This window comes from Niabella sp. (assembly GCF_030150205.1).
Lineage (GTDB): Bacteria > Bacteroidota > Bacteroidia > Chitinophagales > Chitinophagaceae > Niabella.
Genome location: NZ_JASLGT010000005.1, coordinates 78,954 through 100,681, shown reverse-complemented (window position 1 = coordinate 100,681; position 21,728 = coordinate 78,954). Strand labels below are relative to the sequence as shown.

Genomic DNA, 21,728 nt, shown 5'->3' with positions numbered 1-21,728 from the left:
TTAGTAACCGGGCTTTTTCTCCTGCTCGTAAAGTTAACAATACTATCCAACAAAAAATACCCTGCCACGGTGGCGGGCCGGCTGATTTGCCGGTAATCCTGCAACAGGCGCCTTTTATGCAGCAACTGCCTCCGCTTATGGATTGAAGTCCCCAAAAATAAATCTGCAGGACCGGACCGCTCCTTCATTCAACGCCACCATTCGCTCATTACTTCCACAAACGGCGCCTTCGCAAGCTAGCTTTGACAGAAACAAACAATCACACCCGAATTAAACGCTTCAATTATGAAACCAATAGCACACCAACGCCTTATCCTGTTCTTCCTGACTGCAATACTCATTCTTGCCTGCCGGAAAGAGATGCAGTCCCCCTCTTCCCTGAAAGTTGCAGAACGGGCTGCCACGGGTAAAAACAATGAAACAAATGGCCATTTAAAACAAACAAAAACCTTTACGGCTGATGTGGTAAAAAAATGGCTGGAGGTACAAACTGCTTTGTTGTACGCGCCACCTAACTCTTACGGAATCAATGCCGGCAGATATATGGCATACAGTGGTGTGGCGCTGTATGAAGCGGTGCAACCCGGAATGCCGGCCTACCAAAGCCTTTACGGCCAACTGAACCAGATGCCGGAAATGCCTAAAACGGAACCCGGCAGGGCCTATCACTGGCCTACCTGCGCAAATGCAGCCCTGGCGGAGGTTACAAGAAATCTTTTCACGTTTACACCTGCTACCGGTGCCCGTGTAAAGCAACTGGAAGACTCCCTGAACGAGGCGTATGCAACCGAAATCGGGAATACGGATATTTTTGAACGGTCGAAGGCGTTTGGAAAGGCAGTTGGCACCGCGGTTGCAGGCTGGGCGGCCACCGACCATCCCTGGACATCATTACCCGATTTTTTACTTACAGACAATGGTGCCGGCCGGTGGTGGCCTGAAAACAATCCGCCGGCACCGTATATGGTTGCAAAGGGACTCGCCTACTGGGGCAAAACGCGCACCATTGTTCCTGGCAGCATCGACAACACCATTTCCGGTCCAAATACCTATGATGAAACACCCGGCTCTGCTTACTATAATGATATGCAGGAAGTATATACCGTTTCTAAACACCTCACCTATAACCAAAAGTTACAGGCGAAATATTACGATGACCCGGGTAAACGTTATCCGGCCGGCGCCCATTACTTCCCTATATTAAAACAGGTAATAGAGCAACTGGCGCCATCGCTTGACAAAGCTGCGCAGGCCTATGCCAAAGCTGGTATCAGCCTGATGGATGGCACCATCGGTTCGTTCAGTGCTAAATTTATATATACCACGGAGCGGCCCTTTCAATTCATCCAAAGAGTCATGGGGCAAACAGATAATGCTGCAAAAATCTGGAAATCGTACATTCCAACACCTGCGCATCCTGACTTTCCTTCAAACCATGCCATATTCAGCTCCAGCTTTGCTTTTGCGCTTACGAGTATTTTTGGCGAACATGTAAGCTTTACCAACAGCACCTATTCCGGCGAACAGGAAATAATTGATGGCACTCCGGTCTTTTTAGGCAGCCGCAGTTATCACTCTTTTGATGATATGGTGAATGATATTGCGTTTTCAAGATTGTATGGAGGTATTCATACCCGGCGTGCCTGCGAAGAAGGAATAAAGCAGGGAACCAAGACCGCCCGGAATGTTGATCGCATTGTAAAATTCCTGAAACAATAATCCGTCGCCAATACTTCTTATTAACATGATAACACACTTCAAAATGAAAAAGAATTTCCTGTCATTCCTTATGCTTCCGGTCGTATTATTATGGCATACATCGCTTGAAGCACAGATCTCCCTATCGGTACGAACGCCCAGGCTGCCCGGAACTAAAAAGGAAAAAACAGCGGCCAACACATCAAATAATAATCCTTCTGCCGATGAGGGACCTAATGGTGAAAGCTGGTTTATGGCCATTGGTAAATTCCGGCAGGGTTACGATCCCAACCGCGTTGTAGCCGAAGACCGCGCGTTCTTTATCAGCCCTTACCTGGACTGTTACGCCAGGAAATACCATATCGACCGGGATAAACTGGGATACGCCAACCGCCGCATCAGCAATACCGATTATGATGTAAAAAATCAATTGAAGAACGAGTTGCCAAAACTGGCTGAGCTTGAGCGCGAATTTAAACGCATGTTTCCATCCCGGCCTAACACGGGCAAGGGGTTCGACGAAAACCCTGCGATCTGGGATGATATTCTTACCAACCGGGAGGCATACTACCAATGTATTGTAGCGGATCTGCCCGATGCCGGCGATTGCAGTCGCCTGAGCGATATCGACAAGACCCGTGTAGGTATTTATAAAGAAAACATGCAAAAAACCCTGGAACAGGCAAAAAGCTTTACACCCGGGAGAGACTGGTATGTACAGGACTTTAATGACGGGTGGAACGAATACCTGAGAGCCGCTATTTCACCATCGGAGCGCAAACAATTTGAAAAAAAATATGGGCACCTCTACGCCTGTCTTGCCGGGCTTCTTGATGAAATAGCCCAGGCGGCACAAAAAACACTCCCCCTGTATAAACCGGTTGGCTATAACGTACACAATGCAGCAGAGGAGCGGATCCTGCGCAGCGGTGTTACAGACCTGGCGCAGGCAAAAGTAATGGGTACCGGGTTGCTGGAATCGAACTGGCTGATCTCAAAAAACGAGTTCGGAATCCCAACCGCCCGGTTTAAGCACGGAATGATCTATGCGCAATATCCCAAAACCAGCACCGATGATGGTTACTGCCGGATCATTTATGTAAATATTGTGCAGGATTACAGCGGGGGCGGAACATATGGCGCCAGCCGTGCCAGCTTTATCAAATCCGAACCCGCAGGTTGCTCCGGAGGAAAATGATGCTTATAAACCCTTTTTAACAACTAACAACAAAAGATGATCATTTAAAAATCACCAATTATGAAACGTCTTATACTCTTTGCCGTTCTCCTCTTTGCCGAATCCGTTGCTGACGCTCAAAGCCGTAAAGCAGGCGAGGGCCAGCGGGATTTTCTTGTTGTAACTACAGACACGGCTAAAAAGAAAACGTCTGCTCTCGCATCAACGCGAAAGCCGGCAGATAGCCTGGCAGTCAGCAATAAAACGCTGCGGCAAAAACCATTGGTTAAAAAGAATTAGGCAAACCCGGATTTTTTTACCTCATAATGATAACGATCATGAAATTAGAATTACAACCCAACGAAACGACAATCGACACCTGGGCCATCAACTACGTGGGCCCCAATAGTAAGACAGCTACCGGCAAGCTCACCATTACCAACCAGCGGTTATTGTTTCTGCCGCAGCATGGTGCCGACTCTTTATCTCTTTCTGTTTATAACCGGCAGGGGCTGATCGTACTGGACAAATCTTGTATCAGGAATGTAGCCGCTCAAAAAAGTTTTCTTTCAAAAAAGGTACTCATTACTATGTCAGACGATTCTGTTCATACATTCAATTATGGTGTAATGAATATCGACAAGTTGGTAGCAGCCATTCAAAATAATTAGTCAACCTATATCAATGCATACAAAAATGACAACGTACAAAACCCTGGTACCAGCTATGGCAACAGCCCTGTTCGTGCTATCCGTTTCATGTGGCAATCACTCAAACGATGCGCAAGCAGTGATCAACAAATATTGTGAGCTGAATACAAAGGAGCAGGAAGCGCCTTCTGCTGCCGCTAAAGAAGCCGCAGCAGCCAAAAAGAAAGCCTATGAAAAGGAAGTGGACGACCGGTATTTCAAGGATAACAAAACCTATCAACTCATTTTGGAAGGCATGAAAAAATGTGATGCCATGCAGGCTGCTGCGCCCGCGGGTGGCGGCGATGCCACAGATGCGTTACAGGCGATGTTACCATTGGCAACCAGTGATGCTGTTGCTGCAGCAAACGCCTATTGCAGACTGGTGGATCAATCCATCGCCGCGGCACAAAACGGCACCGAAGCGGAGCTAAAAAGAATAGTGGCCGCCAAAATCATCTACGAAAAGAATATGGATGAAAGCTTTAAGGCGAACACAGAAAGACGGGACTCTATCTATAACCTGATAAAGCCCTGCATGGAAAAAGAAATGCAGGTCCTGCACCAATAGCAATGCGCTTCAAAAAAAACATACGTGTCCTGCTGGTATGCACAGGCATCAACCTGCTATTACTGATTGCTGCAGCAGGCTTAGACATTATCCTGTCTTCCCTGCTGCTCCGGTTTTCCTCCTATGCATTTACGATTGCCTGCTTTGCGGTAGCAGGCGTCTTTTCAGGTGTGTTTTGCTACAGCCCGATGCAGGAGCACCACCGGTACCCGCTCATATGGACAACCATTTTATGTGTATTACTTTTTCTTGTAGCAGCGCAATTAAGTGGAAGGGCCTACAACTGGCCGGTTAAATTTTTTGCCATTACAGAAATGGCAACGGTCCTCTTTTTATGGAAAAGCAACGTATGATCCCCGATTATAAAACCATTAAAAATAAATAAAACGGCGGCCCTGTTTTGCCAAACTCATGGGCGACTAATCATCTTAAAAACAATACCATGAACCAACCATTTATTCTATTTTTCTTTCTTTTGACGATGGCATTAACCGGTTGCAGCAAAGACAAAAGAGCGGAGCAAAAGCCGGCCTGCCGCATTACCAGTATGACGTCTCCGGATGAAAGCTATACGTTTACCTATAATGCAGAAGGCAAATTAACTGCAACAAAGTCCAGCGGCACCATGGTCACCAATTTCACTTACAGTGGCAACACCGTTACGGCCCTGACGATTAGCGGATCTTACTACAATAAAACGACATACACGATCAACAGCACCGGGCAGGTAACGCGCGCAAGGATGGAGTATAATACCGCAGGAACCCTCTGGACTGAAAAAACCTTTGAATACAACGGAGCATTGATGGCAAAGGAAACCCATACAACAAAGGACGGTTTCACTTCCGTCCGCAGCTATCAATGGAGTAATGGTAATTTGCAACGCATCAGCTTCAGCAACAGCGATAACAGCTGGCAAAAGATCGAGTATGAATATTACCCGGATCAGCCTTACCAGGATGGAGACATGCATATCTGGGATAAAATGTCGGCCGGCGTAGAGATCTACCGTTCAAAGAACCTGGTAAAAAAATATACCAGCACTTTTGCCGATGCCGGCTCTACTGATCCCGCAACCGAAATAACGAACTATAGCTATGCTTTTGACAGCGATGGTAAGATCCGTTCCATGACGGCATCGTCTGGCAGCTATACGCAGGTATACCAATACCAGCACCAGTGCGATACTTATTAAAATAGAGCTCCAACAAGGCGGAACAAAAACAGCACACTTAAATTTATCATCTGTACGCAGCAATATGAAAAAGATACTACTATTGACGGCTATGCCAATACTTACCCTGGTCATTCATACACAGGCTCAGGGCCGGACGGATGTAAAGGATGCACACGACCGGTATGCAAACCAGGAGCTGGCTTATGCCGCAAGCAACCTACTTCCCGAAGGAGCCGAATTAAAAAACGGCAAGGTGGTGTTAAAAAGAGGATATGAAACCAGCTATGCCGATAACAACCAGGTACTTATTATTAAAAAAGCGAAAGCAGGCGGAACAACGGGTGCCTTCTCCTGTGATTGCGAACGGGGATCCGGGGGTTGCACCGTGGGCATTACTGACGGCGCTATTAACTGCTATTCAAAAAGCGGTTGTACAGATTGCAGGATCTCTGTTTCTATTGATCCAAAAAATACAGCCATTACAAAAGCCGGCACCAACTGGAAAAAGCTGACACTTACTGCTCCAAAAACAGAAGATCCGGACCAGGGAGGAGAAATTATCAGGAAGAAGGCGCTACCGGTAAAACAATGATTTTGTACATGTTTAAATTCATCCTTCCGATTATTACCCGCCGCCTTGCATATCCCTATCTTTTAGGGGCCCTGCTTTTGTTTGTGCTTGCCGGCAGTTACCTGGGTATCCGCAAATGGATGGACAACCGTACCGAGCAAAAGCAGGACACGGAAATAATCAGGAAGGGTGAGGAATACCTTGGCTCCTGGGGACAAAAATCGGATAAAGGGCTTATCCTGTTCCGGCTGCACCGGGATGGAACCTTTAGCTACAAGCAGGTGGCAGGCCCCACCCGTGATACCACCAGCATAAAAGGACGCTACGAAATAGCAAGGGCCGCCGGTGGCAGAACAGGCAATGACTATCCCCGTTTAATTGCAATAGGCCCTAAGGATGATACCATCATCAATCATTACATTGCGTACATTACACCGTATGATGCTGCGGCACTGGACCAGGGATATGACAAAATGGTTTTGAATGCGGGTGGCCGGCTCGATACCGCGGGTTTGGTCTTTTTTAGAATAAAAACATTTCACTAGTCATGAGAACTGTGTTATACATTTTCGTTGGATGTTGTATCCTTTTTTCCTGTACCAGTCCTTCCAACCGGCGCGCTGTAAACCCGGAGGACCTGGAAACCGTGCAGGCCACCGATAGTACCACATCTGTGCAGTACACCCCGCAGAGAGCTGCGCTGAGTGCACCGGAATTAATAGCGCTGGCCGATTGCCGCGACCTGCCCTGTGTACAGTTGTATATGAAGGACCGCGACCGGGATTTTGTGCATGCGTCGAAGGGAATGTTTGCGGCGCAATACCGGTCTGCCATAACCGATACCGCGGGTAACGAATGGGTACTGCCTTTATCCACTTTTTACGTGTCTGCAGAACCGCAATCTTCCTGGAGAGCTGCACATACGGTACACCGGCAGGAGCTGGCTAACCAGCTGGCCGCAGCATTTGATTCGCTGGAGTTCCGCCTGGCAGATTCCGCGTATTACCTGGGGTTAGCTGACATTCAAAAACATTATACATCCACCCGGTTTCCGGGTAAGCATCTTTATATAACGGCCACCTATATGCCCTGGTACAAAAAGGGCCTGTATGCGCATAAGGTTACCTGGCCCTGCTATGTATTTGAGGTATACAACCAACCGCTTTATATTGGAGCGCGGGAAAATTAAAGGCGATTATTTCTCCCAGTTTACCTGCCCGGTTTTAACATCCCTGGAATTGCCGCCGATCATGATCTCAAATGCACCGGGCTCCCAGTCATATTTCAACTGGCTGTTATAAAATTTAAGCTCGTCCGTTGTGATATCAAACGTAACAGTTTTAGATTCCCCGGCCTTTAACCAAACTTTCTGAAAGCCCTTCAACTCTTTTATCGGCCGGCTTACAGAGCCTACCATATCGCGGATATAAAGCTGCACCACTTCAGCTCCATCGTATTTTCCGCTATTGGTAAGCGTGATCCCCGCTTTTAATATATGGTTCCCCTTCAGGGATTTGCTGCTCAATGTAAGATCGCCATATGTAAAAGCAGCGTAACCGATACCATAGCCAAACGGATATAATGGATCATTGGAAACGTCCAGGTAATTGGAGCGGAATTTCTGGAACCATTTGCCCTCCGGCAGCGGACGACCGGTATTCAGGTGTGCATAATACAAGGGAATTTGTCCCACATTTTGCGGAAAGGACATCGTTAGTTTTCCGGAAGGATTAACAGCCCCAAACAACACGTCCGCGATTGCCGCGCCCGCTTCTGATCCGCCAAACCAAACATTTAGGATAGCTGGTATATTTTTCTGTTCCCAGTTTAAGGTAAGCGGACGCCCGGTAAACAATACCAATACCACAGGTTTGCCGGTTTTAAGCAGCGCCTTTAACAGATCCTGTTGTATATGCGGAATATTCAAATCGGTTCTGCTGCTGCTTTCGCCGCTGAATTCGGCAGACTCACCCATGGCGGCCACAATCACATCCGATTCTTTTGCCAGGGCCAGGGCCTCTTCTTTCATCGTTTCGGGGGTGCGGGTATCCCGCTCCCGGTTCAATGTTTTTCCAAACATGGTTGCCCGCTCTTCCAGGTCGGCATCCCCGGTCAGGTTACAGCCCTTGGCATAGCGTACCGCTGCCTTGTCGCCTATTGCTGCTTTTAAACCGGCCAGTACAGAAACAGAACGATCCTGTACGGTGGCTACACTCCAGGTACCGGCCATATTATTGGCGGCGTCTGCCAACGGACCTACTAATGCAATCTTCGCCGTTTTCTTTAGCGGTAGTATATTCCCGTCATTTTTTAACAACACAAAACTTTCGGCTGCAATCTGCCGCGCAATATTGCGATGCTCCGGCGTGTAGATCTCCGTTTTTGCACGCTGTTCATTGCAATACTTATATGGATCCGAAAACAAGCCCAGTTTATATTTTGCCACTAATACGTTGCGGCAGGCGGCATTGATCTCCGCAAGGCTGATCTTTTTTTCATCCAGCGATTTTTTCAGCGTTTTCAAAAACCCCTCGCCCACCATATCCATATCCACACCCGCTTTTAATGCCAAGGCCGAAACAGCCTGCAGATCGCCCATTCCATGATCCATCATTTCATTGATACCGGTATAATCCGTTACCACAAATCCATTGAAGCCCCATTGCTTCCGCAGCACGTCGGTGAGCAGCCACCGGTTACCGGTTGCCGGAATGCCATCTACCACATTGAAGGAGGCCATTACACTGCCTACACCTGCTTCTACCGCTGCTTTATAGGGAGGAAAATATTCATTGTACATGCGGAGATGGCTCATGTCTACTGTATTATAATCCCGCCCGGCTTCCGCTGCACCATACAGCGCATAGTGCTTCACACAGGCCATAATATTGGTGTTCTTTGAATAATCGCCCTGGTATCCTGTTACCATCGCTTTTGCGATTTGCGAACCCAGGTAGGGATCTTCGCCATTTCCCTCCGAAACCCGCCCCCAGCGGGGATCGCGGGAAATGTCTACCATGGGACTGAAGGTCCAGGAAATGCCATCGGCGCTGGCTTCGGTGGCCGCGATCCTTGCCGACTGCTCTATAGCCTTCATATTCCAGGTACAGGAAAGCCCCAGGGGAATGGGAAAGGTGGTTTCATAGCCATGAATCACGTCCATACCAAACAGCATGGGAATTTTCATACGGCTTTCTTCAACGGCCACTTTCTGGATCGCCTTTATTTTCTCAACGCCTTTGATGTTGAATAATCCGCCCACCCGGCCTTCTTTTACATTTTTACCAATATCGGAGTTAGTGGCGGTACCGGTTGTAAATTCTCCCGCGCTGGGCAAATTCAGCTGGCCGATCTTTTCTTCCAGCGTCATCTTGCTCATCAGCGTGCTGATGAATGTTTGCATCCGGCCATTATCGGATTTTACACCGCCTGCCTGCGCAAGTGCACCCGCAACAGCAATTGTGCTGAACAAAAAAAGGATGCTTATTTTTTTAAGCCATGTCTTACTGTTTTTGTTTTCATTTATCATGGTCTCAGATTTTTATTATTAGAATATCGGGGCAAGCTGTGTCTTTTCCGGCATCCGGGCATCATATACTGATGATATAGCACTGTTTAAAAACAGGCCGGTTTATTTTTATTTTTTCAAATAGGGCTGAATGATCTTTTGCCAGATCTGGTACCCGCCGGCATTCATATGCAGGCTGTCGCTTAGAAAAATACGGGGCATCGGTTTCCCATTACCGCCCAGCATCGCCGGGAATACGTCGATATAGCGCGTATGTTTCCGGGTGGCGATAAATGCTTTGATACCCGCATTGGCCTCCTGCACCTTCGTAAAATATTTAGCACGCACGGGGCTGGGTTTTATGGAAATGAAATCGATGGGCACTTTTTTATTATATCCGCGGATCAATCCGTATAACTGTTTAAAACGGCTGATGGCACTGTCTGCCGGTGTTTGATCGTTTGCCAGGTCATTTTCTCCGCAATAGATCACGATCTGCTTTGGCCGATAAACGGGCACCAAATCATTAAAATAATAGATGAGGTCTTTTAGGGTTGACCCGCCAAAACCCCGGTTGATGATGGTATACCCCGGAAAATAATCGCTTACGTCCTTCCATTTGGTGAAGGAAGAACTTCCAATAAATAGTATCGCTTTTTTTGGCGGAGCCTGTTGCTGGTCCTGCGCCTTAAACTGCTGAATATCGTTATAGAACGGAGGAGTTTGCCCCCAGATCGAAAGTCCATAAACGCATAGCAAAACAATCAACAAACTAATTTTCTTCATATTCTATTATTTTCTCCAAATTTACTAAACTGCGGGCGGACCTATGGGGCTAAGAAACCAGGAGACCATTTAATTACCCTCATACCGTTATAAACGTTGAAAGCGTTGAAAAGCTTATTCCACCTTTATGGCTTTACTGCGTTCGCTTACTCCATTCTCATTTACGGCTTCTACCTGGTAATAATAGGCTTTCTGTGCATCCATCGCCTTCATCCAGTATTCATTATCAGCATGCACCATGATGCAGGTATACAATTTACCGGGATCGGTTCCGTAGTAGATATTATACGCGTATGCATTATCCACAGGGCGCCATTTGATATACGCGCTGCGCTTATCCTTTTCAGTACGCAGCACCACAAAATCTTTTACCATCGCAGGTTTGGAGCCGTTACCATTTCCAAATACCCTTAGGCCGCTGATGGCAAATTTTCCCGTTGGCATATGCACATTCTCCAGCCGGATAAACCTTGCCTGTACCGGTTGCTCCAGCTCCACATAATCATGGGGCACGTCCTTTTTATTCTGACTTTTATTGATCAGCACATTCCACTTTTTGCCATCCGTTGAACAGGACAGTATATACTGATGGAATTGACCGTTTACTTTTCCAAGATGATCAGCAGCCACATCCTGATCTGCATAGTTGATCTGGATCGCACGAACAGTGGATAGATTTCCCAGATCAGATTGGATCCATTCCCCTTTGTCACCCGTTTTTGCGCTCCAATAGGTTTTGATTTTTTCATCAACCGCATTGTTGGGTGTATAATCGCCCAATGTGGAAGAAACCTGTACGGGCTTATTATAGTTCAGCAGCATCCACCCGGTAAACAAGGACCGCATCGTATCGCCCGCTTCTCCATCCAGGGACGAGGGCAAATAGGTGGGATAATCCCCAAATGCGGTGTTGCAATACATGATGCCCTCTTTATCGAACCCCGCCGGCCAGATACCGATCCTTCGTTCAAATGTATTTTTTACTGAAATGATGCCGGTGGAAACATGCCAGTAATTTTTAAAGTTGTCCTGGAAAGTGGCGCCATGCCCGGCGCCTCTTATAAAGCCGCCTTGCTTAATGCTATAAGGATCCGATTGAGGCGTAAACGGACCCAGCGGACTGTCGCCCACCACTACACCGTCTGCATAACCACTGAATTCTGTACCCGGTGCTCCGTATTGCAGGTAATACTTCCCATCATGCTTGGTCATCCATGCGCCTTCAATAAAGGGATCTAAAAAGGTATTATCCATATATTCTCCAAACCGCTGCCATCCGTACCGCCAGCTTTGCAGGAAATACATTTCTTTGCGGGTTCCTACCGGTTGAAAAGTTTTCCGGTTCAGTTCAATACCATATAACGGGTATACATTGCTGCTGCCATTGTACATATAAAACCGGCCGTCATCATCGGTAAAGAAAGCGGGGTCCCAGCCACCGATTTCGAAGGAATCGATCAGCGGCTTCCATTCATTGCCTTTGGGGTTGGTACTCATCCAAAGCGTAAAGTTTTTTGTATAGGTAGACCCAAATACCAGCATGGTATCTCCCACGACACCTACAGCAGGAGCACAAAGCTCATCATAGGTATGGGTATTCCAGGAACGCAGAAATCTTTTTGACACAAAATTCCAGTTCAGCAGGTCATTGCTCCACCAGTAGCCCCATTGATTGGTGCTGAACAGGTAGTAATCACCTTTGTAATTGACGATCACCGGGTCCGCCGTAGCCCGGTGCCGCCCCCATTCACTAAAGTTTGGAATAGGTGTATACCCATAATCAATATTGATAGGGTTGCAATATGTTTTTTGGGCTACCGACCATTTAAAAACAGAAAAGATCAGCAGGGATAACAATATGTATTTTTTCATCTTATTTTATTGGAGCCGTTGATGCACAAATGATTATTTGCCTTCTAATAAGCGCATCTGCGGCTCATGTATAAACAATATTTTCCTTTTGCTTCCAACCCATTTAAAGCCACTGATTCGCAGATGATTACCCGCACTTATAATCAACGCATCTGCGGCTCCTAATCAAACAGTACAGGCTGCATGCTTTGCGACTTCAAGGCCGCTGATTCGCAGATGATTTTCCGAACGGCCTTCATTCTGATAGTATGATCCGTTTATATTCCAGCGACTTTTCATGAAAATTTACCAGCAATCCCAATTGTAACCTGGATACAGCAAGATAATTAATCACCTGCGCGTAATGATCTTCTATTATTCCCTTTTTTGATTTTAACTCCAGTATGATTTTATTTTCAATCACAAAATCTGCATAAAATTTGTGCGGCAATATGATCTTTTTATATGTAACATTATATTCTTTTTCTCGTTCATAAAGAATGCCCCTGCTATTTAATTCATAGTCAAATGCATCCTTGTATACAATTTCCAGGAAGCCTTTGCCCAATATCCGATGGATCTCCATTGCAATTCTAATTAGCATATAGCTTTCTGACTGCAAAGGGTACGCCCTCTCATTAAAGTTTTTTTTCATGGTGATTAGTTAACGATCGTTTTATAAACGATTTCTCATTTCAAAGGTAGGTTGCAATGCTGCTTTTCACCTCCGATGTACCGATGATTATTTGGCCTCTTATAATCAGCGCTTCTGCAGCTTCAGTTTAAACATTAATTTTTTCTTTTGTCTCCGGATTATTTAAAGCCGCTGATTCGCAGATGATTAGCCGATCCTTATAATCAGCGCATCTGCGGCTTCAGTTTTTAAACATTGATTTTTTCTTCTATCTCCGGGCTATTTAAAGCCGCTGATTCGCAGATGATTAGCTGATCCTTATAATCAGCGCATCTGCAGCTTCGCTTTAAACAATATTTTCCTTTTTGTTCTCAACCCATTTAGGACCGTTGATTAACTGCCCTTTAATCTGCGCATCTGTGGCCTTATTGAACGGCTTAACCAGGAAGAAGGTACCGGCGCTCATCTGGGCTCTGTAGCATCATTTCAGATGCGGGCTTTTAAAGCCAAGTTTCTTCAACCCCCGCTGTACTTCTTTATCTTTCATAAACCATTTCCAAAGTAACCCGGTGCGGTAATTTTCGATCATCAGGATGGTAGCGCCCTGGTTGATGGCCAGGTGCGATGTGGCATACCATTTCCGCGTTTCGTTATAACTTTCTGAGAAGCCATAACGGCCCCAGATCTTGTCGCCCAGCACTTCGTAAAAATACCGCAGGGCCGCCAGTGATTCTTTTGGGCGATAGGGTAAACTGGAAAGTGCGGCCGCACAACAAATAGTGCCATTGTCTTTTACCGGGGAGTGTTCCCGGTATCTTCGCTTATAATCGCAGGCTGATAATCCCCAGGACTGTTTGCCATAATTTTTGTAATGCCCGGGATTATCTACGCAATACCGGTAATTGATGGTTACATGCGCTTTGTGCTGGCGCTCATAATCCGCAAAGCGATCGCTCAGTCCCCTGGGATCCAGCCCCGTAAAACTATAATGCGCAAAGAACAGCGGCCCGCCCAGATCCGGTCCCAGCGGTAACCTTGTCCGGTAAAAAGTGTTGCCGTTCTTCATGGCTCCGTTCCGTGCCCAGCCGCATTCATATACTTTTTTAGAAATGGAATATTCCGGGGCGGCGGCCGCCAGTATATAAGTAATCATCGCTTCATTATAGCCTTCTATCGGCAAATTCATTGCCCAATGATGTTTAGGGCTCCAATGCCAGTACAGTACATCGCGTTCTCTTGTAAACCAACTCCATTCCACCTGCTTCCAGAGTTTGGTTACCGTTGTCCGGATGGTTTGCTCTTCTTTGTTTCTCCGGTTAAAATATTGCCGAACCGTCAGCAGGCCCTGGAACAAAAAAGCCGTTTCTACCAGGTCGGCACCATCATCCTTTTTTGCAAATGGGATCGTTTTTCCAGTGCGTCCGTTGAGCCAGTGAGGAAAGGCCCCATGGTGCTTCTCGGCCCTGTCCAAAAAAGAAAGGATCTTTAAAAGACGCGTAACGGCCTGCGCGCGGTTGATCCATTTCCGCTCGGTTGCCACAACCAGGGCCATCACCCCAAAACCAGCACCTCCGGTGGTAATCACATCTTTATAATGTTCATGATCCCGATCCCTGGGCAAACCACAGGCGGGATGCGCAAAGTCCCAGAAATATGAAAAGGTTTGCCGTTGTACCAACTCCAGCAATGCATTTTCGTTTAGCGGTAGCGGGGTTTCTTGTTGTGTCATGCTTATTATTGATAGGCATTGGTAAAACCCAGTTTCTTCAATCCGCTCTGCACTTCCGGACAGCTCATAAAAAGCTTCCAGAGCAAACCGGTGCGGTAATTTTCGATCATTACCACAATGGGACCCTGGTCAATAGCAAGATGACTTTTTGCATACCAGCCTTTTGTTTCGTTAAAGGCATCGGTAAAGCCATATTCGGCCCATATTTTATCGCCCAGCGTTCCATAAAAATACCGCAATGCTTTCATCGATTGCTGCGGCGTATAGGGAAATGCCGATAAGGCGGCAGTCGGTGTAATGGTTCCGTTATCATTTGTGGGTTGGTGTGCATCATAACCGCCCGGATCATCACTGGCTGTAAGTCCCCAGCAATTTTCGCCATACCCTTTAAAGGCCTTTGGATTGTCTACACAATAGGAATAATTGATGAGTGTATGATGCTGGTTCTGCACCCAGTAATCGGCGTACTGATCTTTTAATCCTTTCGGATTTAGTCCCAGGAAGGAATAGTGCGAAAAGAAGAGCGGACCGCCATAATCGAAACCCAGCGGCAGGGTATAGTTATAAAACGTTTTTCCATTTTTAAAAAAGTTGCTCTGCGCCCAACCCCGGTCATACACCCGCCGGCTTACGGGATAGCGTTCTGCCGAGGCCGCCAGCACATAGGTAATGAGGCATTCGTTGAACCCTCTTAAGGGAAAGTTCATAGCCCACCCGTTATTCGGGCTCCAATGCCAGTATAACACTTCTTGTCCGCCCCGGGTAAACCAATCCCATTCCACTTCATTCCACAACCCGTTGATGCGGCCGCGCAATTCTCTTTCCAGGGGAAGGTCCTTATCAAAATACTGACGCACGCATAACAATCCCTGCAATAAAAATGAAGATTCTACCAGGTCAGCACCGTCATCCTTCCGGCTGAAGGGAATGGTTTTACCGGTTGCGCCATTATACCAATGCGGAAACGCTCCGTGGTAGGAATCGGCCTTCGACAGCCATTTTACCATTTTCAGCAGAAAGCGCGCAGCCGTATCTCTTTGGATCCATCCGCGGTTCACCCCAGCAACAATGGCCATTACTCCAAAACCCGTACCCCCGGTGGTAACCACTTCCTGACCATAATTAAACGATTGATTGCTCCGCTCCCGGGCCATGCCGCTTACGGGGTGCGCAAAATCCCAGAAATAACGCAGGGTCTGTTTCTGAACCAGGTCTACCAAAGCAGAATCGGAAATATTCCGATCGATCTTTAAGGTATACGGAATGGCATCGGACTTGTTTGCCGTTTTTTGGGCAAAAGAAAGATTGCCTGTAACCAGGAAAATGGTAAGTGCAATAATTCTCAACATATTTATAATTTAAGATTCCTGAAGTTACAACCGGGGATTGCGAGATCCAAGTTTTATACGCTTCTTTTTTAATCTCCGGAGCCATCATGCTTGCTTTGTATTCCATATGTTTGCCGGCAGGCAAACTTAGCGGTGAGAATATGTCATCTAACTACCAGCATAAAGCCGTATCAAAAGCCGCATGACCACGCCGGCATCCAGCTTTTGATACAGCTGCTGCGTGTATTTATAAGTTTTTCAGTCCCAGCTTATACAATGCTTTTATATAATCATCCTTTAAGGACTCATTAAATATTCTCAGCTCGTCGACCATACCGGTCATTGGAGCAACGGCCGCGTCCGATCCGGGAATCTTTCCTGGTATACCATTATAATTTGACCCGATTATAAACTCATTCGGTTCATAGGAGTTAAACAAATTTGTAGTTCCTCTGTTGGGAAAGTTCCCTACTTTCACACCATTTAACCAGATATTGAAAACACCGGTCGTTATATCGTATGTAAGCACAATATGATTCCAGTTATTCAAGTTGGTTTTGTCCAATATACTATTCAAATTATCTTCTACAGCACCAGCGGCTCCGGTTATTTTTCTAAATGTTGGCTGTATCCGTAAAACAGAATCATTTGTTGCCGGATAACTTTGGGTGTTTAATAAAAAATTGATATTGCCATTAAGAGAGACGTCTTTTTCTGCCAGCTGTAAAAGCATGGTACGTTTACTTCCATTGTTCTTTAATTTTGCCCACACACTGATGCTCCATGACTTAAGTGCATCTGTTTTAAAGGCGTCAAACTGCTTTGCAAAATATAGATATCCTCCATTGAGGTTTAGCGCCTTGCCCCTCACCCCGCCGCTTACAAGGGCATCATTTAATGTTTGCGTGGGAGCCGTATTCGTTTTTAATTCATTTTTTGAATCATCGAAACTCCAGTAGGCCACCAATTTTTTTGGATTGATCTCATCCGAACTGGTATACCCGTCTATCTTATCTGCATAGTCAGCCGGAGAAACACCGGGCAAATGATTCGGATTCCCATCTTTTTTGCAGGCATGGAAAAGGATCGCCATTAGCCCCAATAATAAAAATGAATTGTATTTATTATATTTCATTTTAAGAAGATTAATTAACGTAAATAAATTAATTCCCGTAGCCCGGATTTTGAGTCAGCACTCCTTTACTCAAATCGATCTGCGTCTTTGGAATGGGTAATAACACATCCCGGTCGTCCCGGAAATTGGTCTTGCCCGCAGCATTTAAGGTTGCCGCTGCAATGCCCCAGCGCACCAGGTCGAAAAACCGGTCGTGCTCCATCGCCAGTTCAATCCGCCGTTCCTTTCTTATGGCATTTCTTAATGTGGCCTGGTCAGTGGTGGTTACATTGGGCAGAATGGCATTGTTTCCTGCCCGGGCCCGGGCCCTTACAGCATTCAGCGCATCCCGAGCTGCGGTGATATTGGCATCGCCGCCCACCTCATTCGCGGCTTCTGCAAACATCAGTACCACATCTGCGTAGCGAAGAATCCGTACATTCATCCAATAGCCAAACTGATCGCCCACCGTGCCCCGCATGGAAGGATTGGAATAAACTTTATTGTTATACCGGGGATTGGGCAATCCTGCTGGCAACACCTCACCATAAATAGAAACGGCACTGTCGCCGGTGGTATATAAAATGGTCCGTTTTCTGCGGGGATCACCGGCCTCATAGGCCGTATCTAAACTCCTGCTGGGCGTATTCCAACCCCAGCCCAGGTTCCAGCTTCCGGAACCTCTAACGCCCATGATCTGTGCATATTGCACTCCCAATGCCGTTTTGGTAGTAAAGTTTGCGGTGGCCTGCACTTCAAATACAGATTCGGAACTGTTTTCGCCCTCTTCCCGGAATATTTTGTCATACGTAGTGTTTAAATTGTACAAACCGGCCGTCATTACCGCGTTAGCGGCGGCTTGTGCCTGTGCCCATTTTTTACGAGTCAGGTATACTTTTGCCAGTAAGCCATTGGCCGCTCCTTTTGTCAGTCTTCCGGGAAACTTCTGCGGATCCCAGGAAGGGGGCAGGTATTGTGTGGCAAATTGCAGATCACTTTCGATGAGTGTATACACCTGGTCCGCGCTGCTTTGCGGAACATTGCTTTGCGCTGCCGGGTCTGTAAATACCTTATCAATGACCGGCACCCGGCCAAATAAACGCACCAGCATAAAGTATGCATACCCACGAATGAATTTGGCTTCTGCTTCTGATTGCATCTTAACGTCTTCTGTTGCCTCTATATCCTTATTGTTTTGTACCTGATCTATAGCAATATTGGCTTTATTAATAAGGGCATAGTACCCAACCCAAAGTGCGTTGGCAAAATCATTCGAGGAGTAATTCGGTTGTACCGGAAAATTATCCATATCCGCAGCAGCAGCCCCGCCATCAGAGGGCGTGCTGCCTTTATCACCGTCATCGCTCCGGATACCGGTTGCACAAATAAATGCCTGGCTATGTACATTAAAGGCCCTTAATTCGGCATACGCGGCAAATAAATAAGAATCATAGGGTCCTGAACCTCCCGGATAAGGATAGGTTTCTGCCGTATATTTTCCCTGGGGATCCCGATCCAGGAATCCTTTTTTACATCCGCTGAACAGCAAAATAGCTAAAATGCTTACCGCACTAAAAATCTGTACTCGTTTATATTGTTTCATAATCGCTGCAATTAATAGTTAGAAAGTTACGTTTACGCCAACCGAATAAACGGCCGGCACCGGATACAGGTTATTGTCAGCACCGCTTGCGATGGGATTGCTTAACGGCGCCTCCGGCGTGTACCCGGTTGTTCTTGAAAAAGTGGCAAGGTTCTGACCACTTACGTACACCCTTAATTGTTTTACGGATGCCTTTTGAAGCAGCTTTTGAGCGAAGGTATATCCTAACTGAAGTGTCCGGATCCGGAAATAATCGCCGGGTTCCAGGAAATAACTGCTGAAGAGATAGTTGTTGCCCCTGGTATTGTCCAATATGGGCTCCACATTGGTACTGCCCGGGCCGGTCCATGCATTTAAACGGTTGGTTTCATAGTTTAATACGGCAAAGGTAGAGATGCGCCGTTGGGCATATACTTTGTTTCCGGCAACTCCCTGACCATCTACCAGCAGATCGAAGCCTTTATACCCCAGACTGATCGAAGCTCCAAAATTATGTGGTGGAAAGGGTGTTCCCAGGTAGGTACGATCCTTGGAATCAAGGATGCCGTTTTTGTCTACATCTTCAAAGGCAATATCGCCTACGCGGGAGTTTAAAAAGCTGGCCTGGCGGTCGAAGTCGGCCGTGACCTGGTAGATCCCGATCTGGCGGTAGCCGTAGAAATAACCGATCGATTCTCCGGTAGTGGTTTTATTGGCTCCGCTGTTGCCCAGTATCTCGAAGTTGATCTTATCACCAATGGAAACGACTTTATTTTTGTTGTAGCTGTAGTTGGCAGAAAGCCCGTAGGTAACATCACCGATCCGGTCTCTCCAGCCCAGCGCCACCTCAATGCCTTTGTTGGAGATGGTACCCAAATTGGTTTTATAGGTATAATTTCCGGCCGTGCCCGGCAGCGTCAGGTTGGTAATAATATCCTTTGTAGTACGGTCGTAAAAAGTGATCTCCGAAGACAGGCGGTTGTTCAACATCCGGGCATCGATGCCCAGGTCTACACCCCGTACCACTTCCCAATGCAGGTTGGGGTCGGGGATATATTCCGGAGTTACCCCCAGGTATACCCGGTCTCCAAATACACCGGAATTACCGGTTGTAAGCCCCGGCAGGTACAAATTAGGCTGAAGTCCCATTCCGCTTCCAACCGTTCCCCAGGCTCCCCGTAACTTTAAGAAATTGATTGCCGGAATGCTCCGGAAAAAATTTTCTTCACTGATCACCCAGCCTAAACCCAGGCTGCCAAAATTCCCCCAGCGATTGGCCTTTGCAAACTTGGAACTACCATCCCTGCGATAGCTCAGGTTAACGAGGTACCGGTTATCATAAGCATAGTTTACCCGGCCAAAAAGCGACATAAAAGCTTCTTCTGCTCCATTGCCTACATTCGATAGGGGGTTATTGATGTTTACAATATCCAGATACCAGTAGTCGGGATCCCTGGGTATGGTTAAGGTGGTATCTGTTCTGCTGCCGCCTACTTTTGCATTTCCCTGAAACAGGGTAGTAAAACCAGCCAGCGCTGTTATGCTGTGCCGGTCTGCAGTTTTTGCAAATGTAAGCGTATGGTCCTGCTGAAATTTCCGGTATTGGATCTGCTCCTGGTTCACCGAAGTTCTGGCAAGATTATTAAACGAGGTATCTGTTTTCCCGCTGCCCTCGCCAAGGTTTATATACCGGTAGGGCAGCGCGGTATAGCCCCTGGTATTATTAAATCCTAAGTCTGTATAAAAAGAAGACCGCCAGGTAACGTTTTTAAGAACCCTGATCTCCGCAAAAATATTTCCAACGGCCCTGTACCCGTCTTTTAATGTATTACCCCTATTCTGGTTGATCCTTGCCACAGGGTTTGCGATCTGCGCCCGCTGAAAACTGGGCATGCTATAATAGAGGTCGTCACCCGCTTGTACCGGCACAATGGGCGTAGCCCAGATTGCGTAGTTGAAGGCATCGCCGATCGGTTCGTCCTGCTTCCAGTAAAACCCGGTTACATCACCGCCTATTTTGATATGATCATTAATGCGTATCTCCTGGTTTAAACGGGCTATCAGTTTTTTGTATTGATCATATTTCAATACGCCTTCCTGCACATTGTATCCCAAACTAAAAAGGCTTGTGGTTTTTTCACCGCTATTGGAAACACTTAAGGTATTGTTATTGATTAGTGCAGGCCGGAATATCTGGCGCTGCCAGTCAGTGTTTGCTGTATAATTGGTATAGTCGAAGGCTGCAGCTCCAAGATTCTGCAACTGCGCATTATAAAGTTTTTTAAATCCTTCTGCGTCTGTTACATCAATATTTTTGGTCACCTTCTGAACACCCACCATACTTTGAAACGATATTCTCGTTTGTCCGCGGGCCGCCCTTTTTGTGGTAACAATAATCACCCCGTTACCACCCTGAAGACCAAAAATGGCAATCGAAGAGGGATCGCGCAATACTTCGATACTTTCAATGTCTCCCGGGTTGAGGTAATCGATATTGGATTGAAAAACGCCGTCTACTACATATAAGGGATCCGTATTGCTGGTACTGTTCACGCCCCGGATGCGCACCGTGGGCGATGCTCCGGCCTTGCCACTGTTAACAATGGTTAAGCCCGCTACCTTTCCCTGCAATGAGCTTACGGGGTTGGTATTGGGCATTTTTGCCAGGTCTTCTCCTTTTATTGAAGTAATGGATCCTGTAAGATCTCTTCTTTTCTGCGTACCATATCCCACCACCACTACTTCTGTAAGTTTGGTATCTGCGGCGGTTAACACTACCAGCTGGTGCAAATCTGTATTTACCGGCACTTCTTTGCTGAGGTATCCGATAGCAGAAATCACCAATACAGCATCCTGATCTTTTACTTCAATGGCATACATACCATCTTCTCCTGAAGACCGGCCATTGGTGGTACCCTTTTCTACGATGCTCGCGCCGGAAACAGGGCTTCCTTTATCATCAATGATCTTGCCTTCCACTACAATCGTGGCTTTTTCACTGGGTTTACCAATAACCACAACCAGCCCTTTATTGATTTTTTTATAGGAAAAGGCAGAGTGATTCAGCAATTGCTCCATCACATAGTCAATTGTGGCACCCCGGGCATACAGGTCGATCCTGTTGGTACTTTGCCGTACTTCATCATTATACACAAACCGGTATGCGTGATTGGTTTCGATCTTTTTCAGAATCTCAGGGATGGTAGCATTTTTAATGTTGAGACTGAGTCTTTCCTGAGAGTGTCCGCTGAAAGCTAAAACCTGAAGGGAGGTCAAAAGAACAAATACGACGGAAAGGTTCATTTTAAGAAAT

Annotated in this window: 19 protein-coding genes; 10 read left to right on the top strand and 9 right to left on the bottom strand. The window is 46.6% G+C overall.

What is annotated here, in order from left to right; genetic code table 11:
- Positions 1-285 precede the first annotated feature (285 nt).
- The 10 genes from Q1V85_RS04020 to Q1V85_RS03975 all read left to right on the top strand — a co-directional run bounded on the left by Q1V85_RS04020 (position 286) and on the right by Q1V85_RS03975 (position 7,072).
- A complete protein-coding gene (locus tag Q1V85_RS04020; RefSeq protein WP_300597689.1) occupies positions 286-1,719 on the top strand; it encodes a vanadium-dependent haloperoxidase in 1,434 nt (477 codons plus the stop codon).
- A gap of 43 nt (positions 1,720-1,762) precedes the next feature.
- Positions 1,763-2,896 carry a hypothetical protein gene (locus tag Q1V85_RS04015; RefSeq protein WP_300597687.1) on the top strand — a complete coding sequence of 378 codons (1,134 nt, stop codon included), beginning with the start codon at positions 1,763-1,765 and terminating at the stop codon, positions 2,894-2,896.
- 60 nt (positions 2,897-2,956) lie between these two features.
- Complete coding sequence (locus Q1V85_RS04010) at positions 2,957-3,175, top strand: hypothetical protein (protein ID WP_300597685.1); 219 nt, start codon at positions 2,957-2,959, stop codon at positions 3,173-3,175.
- Between the two features lie 38 nt (positions 3,176-3,213).
- Complete coding sequence (locus Q1V85_RS04005) at positions 3,214-3,546, top strand: hypothetical protein (protein WP_300597683.1); 333 nt, start codon at positions 3,214-3,216, stop codon at positions 3,544-3,546.
- Positions 3,547-3,571: 25 nt separating this feature from the next.
- A complete protein-coding gene (locus tag Q1V85_RS04000; RefSeq protein WP_300597681.1) occupies positions 3,572-4,135 on the top strand; it encodes a hypothetical protein in 564 nt (187 codons plus the stop codon).
- 2 nt (positions 4,136-4,137) lie between these two features.
- On the top strand, positions 4,138-4,488 hold the full coding sequence (locus tag Q1V85_RS03995) for a hypothetical protein (RefSeq protein ID WP_300597679.1): 351 nt from the start codon (positions 4,138-4,140) through the stop codon (positions 4,486-4,488).
- An 89-nt stretch (positions 4,489-4,577) separates the two neighbouring features.
- Complete coding sequence (locus Q1V85_RS03990; protein WP_300597677.1) at positions 4,578-5,330, top strand: DUF4595 domain-containing protein; 753 nt, start codon at positions 4,578-4,580, stop codon at positions 5,328-5,330.
- Positions 5,331-5,394: 64 nt separating this feature from the next.
- Positions 5,395-5,904 (top strand): hypothetical protein, encoded by a 510-nt coding sequence (locus Q1V85_RS03985; protein WP_300597675.1) that lies wholly within the window; start codon positions 5,395-5,397, stop codon positions 5,902-5,904.
- 8 nt (positions 5,905-5,912) lie between these two features.
- Positions 5,913-6,428: a hypothetical protein gene (locus tag Q1V85_RS03980; protein WP_300597673.1), complete on the top strand. Its 516-nt coding sequence runs from the start codon at positions 5,913-5,915 to the stop codon at positions 6,426-6,428.
- A 2-nt stretch (positions 6,429-6,430) separates the two neighbouring features.
- Positions 6,431-7,072, top strand: coding sequence for a hypothetical protein (locus tag Q1V85_RS03975; RefSeq protein ID WP_300597671.1), 642 nt, complete (start codon positions 6,431-6,433; stop codon positions 7,070-7,072).
- Positions 7,073-7,078: 6 nt separating this feature from the next.
- On the opposite strand, the gene bglX is transcribed toward Q1V85_RS03975, so the two are convergent.
- From bglX to Q1V85_RS03930, 9 genes are all read right to left on the bottom strand, one after another.
- Complete coding sequence (gene bglX / locus Q1V85_RS03970; RefSeq protein WP_300597669.1) at positions 7,079-9,412, bottom strand: beta-glucosidase BglX; 2,334 nt, start codon at positions 9,410-9,412, stop codon at positions 7,079-7,081.
- Positions 9,413-9,520: 108 nt separating this feature from the next.
- Positions 9,521-10,177: a GDSL-type esterase/lipase family protein gene (locus tag Q1V85_RS03965; protein ID WP_300597667.1), complete on the bottom strand. Its 657-nt coding sequence runs from the start codon at positions 10,175-10,177 to the stop codon at positions 9,521-9,523.
- A gap of 114 nt (positions 10,178-10,291) precedes the next feature.
- Entirely contained in the window at positions 10,292-12,049 is a 1,758-nt protein-coding gene (locus Q1V85_RS03960) for a family 43 glycosylhydrolase (RefSeq protein ID WP_300597665.1), read from the bottom strand.
- 235 nt (positions 12,050-12,284) lie between these two features.
- On the bottom strand, positions 12,285-12,632 hold the full coding sequence (locus Q1V85_RS03955) for a GxxExxY protein (protein ID WP_300597663.1): 348 nt from the start codon (positions 12,630-12,632) through the stop codon (positions 12,285-12,287).
- A 511-nt stretch (positions 12,633-13,143) separates the two neighbouring features.
- On the bottom strand, positions 13,144-14,391 hold the full coding sequence (locus Q1V85_RS03950) for a glucoamylase family protein (RefSeq protein WP_300597661.1): 1,248 nt from the start codon (positions 14,389-14,391) through the stop codon (positions 13,144-13,146).
- 5 nt (positions 14,392-14,396) lie between these two features.
- The gene (locus tag Q1V85_RS03945; protein ID WP_300597660.1) at positions 14,397-15,740 is read right to left on the bottom strand and encodes a glucoamylase family protein; all 1,344 of its coding nucleotides are present in this window, start codon (positions 15,738-15,740) and stop codon (positions 14,397-14,399) included.
- 226 nt (positions 15,741-15,966) lie between these two features.
- Complete coding sequence (locus Q1V85_RS03940) at positions 15,967-16,854, bottom strand: LamG-like jellyroll fold domain-containing protein (RefSeq protein ID WP_300597658.1); 888 nt, start codon at positions 16,852-16,854, stop codon at positions 15,967-15,969.
- Between the two features lie 28 nt (positions 16,855-16,882).
- The gene (locus Q1V85_RS03935; protein WP_300597656.1) at positions 16,883-18,436 is read right to left on the bottom strand and encodes a RagB/SusD family nutrient uptake outer membrane protein; all 1,554 of its coding nucleotides are present in this window, start codon (positions 18,434-18,436) and stop codon (positions 16,883-16,885) included.
- An 18-nt stretch (positions 18,437-18,454) separates the two neighbouring features.
- Positions 18,455-21,718, bottom strand: a complete 3,264-nt coding sequence (locus Q1V85_RS03930; RefSeq protein ID WP_300597654.1) for a TonB-dependent receptor — start codon at positions 21,716-21,718, stop codon at positions 18,455-18,457.
- Positions 21,719-21,728: the final 10 nt, after the last annotated feature.

What these genes read in the sequence shown, in the direction of transcription:
- Q1V85_RS04020 (WP_300597689.1), top strand. Translation starts at nt 286, where the DNA reads ATGAAACCAATAGCACACCAACGCCTTATCCTGTTCTTCCTGACTGCA.
- Q1V85_RS04015 (WP_300597687.1), top strand. Translation starts at nt 1,763, where the DNA reads ATGAAAAAGAATTTCCTGTCATTCCTTATGCTTCCGGTCGTATTATTA.
- Q1V85_RS04010 (WP_300597685.1), top strand. Translation starts at nt 2,957, where the DNA reads ATGAAACGTCTTATACTCTTTGCCGTTCTCCTCTTTGCCGAATCCGTT.
- Q1V85_RS04005 (WP_300597683.1), top strand. Translation starts at nt 3,214, where the DNA reads ATGAAATTAGAATTACAACCCAACGAAACGACAATCGACACCTGGGCC.
- Q1V85_RS04000 (WP_300597681.1), top strand. Translation starts at nt 3,572, where the DNA reads ATGACAACGTACAAAACCCTGGTACCAGCTATGGCAACAGCCCTGTTC.
- Q1V85_RS03995 (WP_300597679.1), top strand. Translation starts at nt 4,138, where the DNA reads ATGCGCTTCAAAAAAAACATACGTGTCCTGCTGGTATGCACAGGCATC.
- Q1V85_RS03990 (WP_300597677.1), top strand. Translation starts at nt 4,578, where the DNA reads ATGAACCAACCATTTATTCTATTTTTCTTTCTTTTGACGATGGCATTA.
- Q1V85_RS03985 (WP_300597675.1), top strand. Translation starts at nt 5,395, where the DNA reads ATGAAAAAGATACTACTATTGACGGCTATGCCAATACTTACCCTGGTC.
- Q1V85_RS03980 (WP_300597673.1), top strand. Translation starts at nt 5,913, where the DNA reads ATGTTTAAATTCATCCTTCCGATTATTACCCGCCGCCTTGCATATCCC.
- Q1V85_RS03975 (WP_300597671.1), top strand. Translation starts at nt 6,431, where the DNA reads ATGAGAACTGTGTTATACATTTTCGTTGGATGTTGTATCCTTTTTTCC.
- bglX (WP_300597669.1), bottom strand. Translation starts at nt 9,412, where the DNA reads ATGATAAATGAAAACAAAAACAGTAAGACATGGCTTAAAAAAATAAGC.
- Q1V85_RS03965 (WP_300597667.1), bottom strand. Translation starts at nt 10,177, where the DNA reads ATGAAGAAAATTAGTTTGTTGATTGTTTTGCTATGCGTTTATGGACTT.
- Q1V85_RS03960 (WP_300597665.1), bottom strand. Translation starts at nt 12,049, where the DNA reads ATGAAAAAATACATATTGTTATCCCTGCTGATCTTTTCTGTTTTTAAA.
- Q1V85_RS03955 (WP_300597663.1), bottom strand. Translation starts at nt 12,632, where the DNA reads ATGCTAATTAGAATTGCAATGGAGATCCATCGGATATTGGGCAAAGGC.
- Q1V85_RS03950 (WP_300597661.1), bottom strand. Translation starts at nt 14,391, where the DNA reads ATGACACAACAAGAAACCCCGCTACCGCTAAACGAAAATGCATTGCTG.
- Q1V85_RS03945 (WP_300597660.1), bottom strand. Translation starts at nt 15,740, where the DNA reads ATGTTGAGAATTATTGCACTTACCATTTTCCTGGTTACAGGCAATCTT.
- Q1V85_RS03940 (WP_300597658.1), bottom strand. Translation starts at nt 16,854, where the DNA reads ATGAAATATAATAAATACAATTCATTTTTATTATTGGGGCTAATGGCG.
- Q1V85_RS03935 (WP_300597656.1), bottom strand. Translation starts at nt 18,436, where the DNA reads ATGAAACAATATAAACGAGTACAGATTTTTAGTGCGGTAAGCATTTTA.
- Q1V85_RS03930 (WP_300597654.1), bottom strand. Translation starts at nt 21,718, where the DNA reads ATGAACCTTTCCGTCGTATTTGTTCTTTTGACCTCCCTTCAGGTTTTA.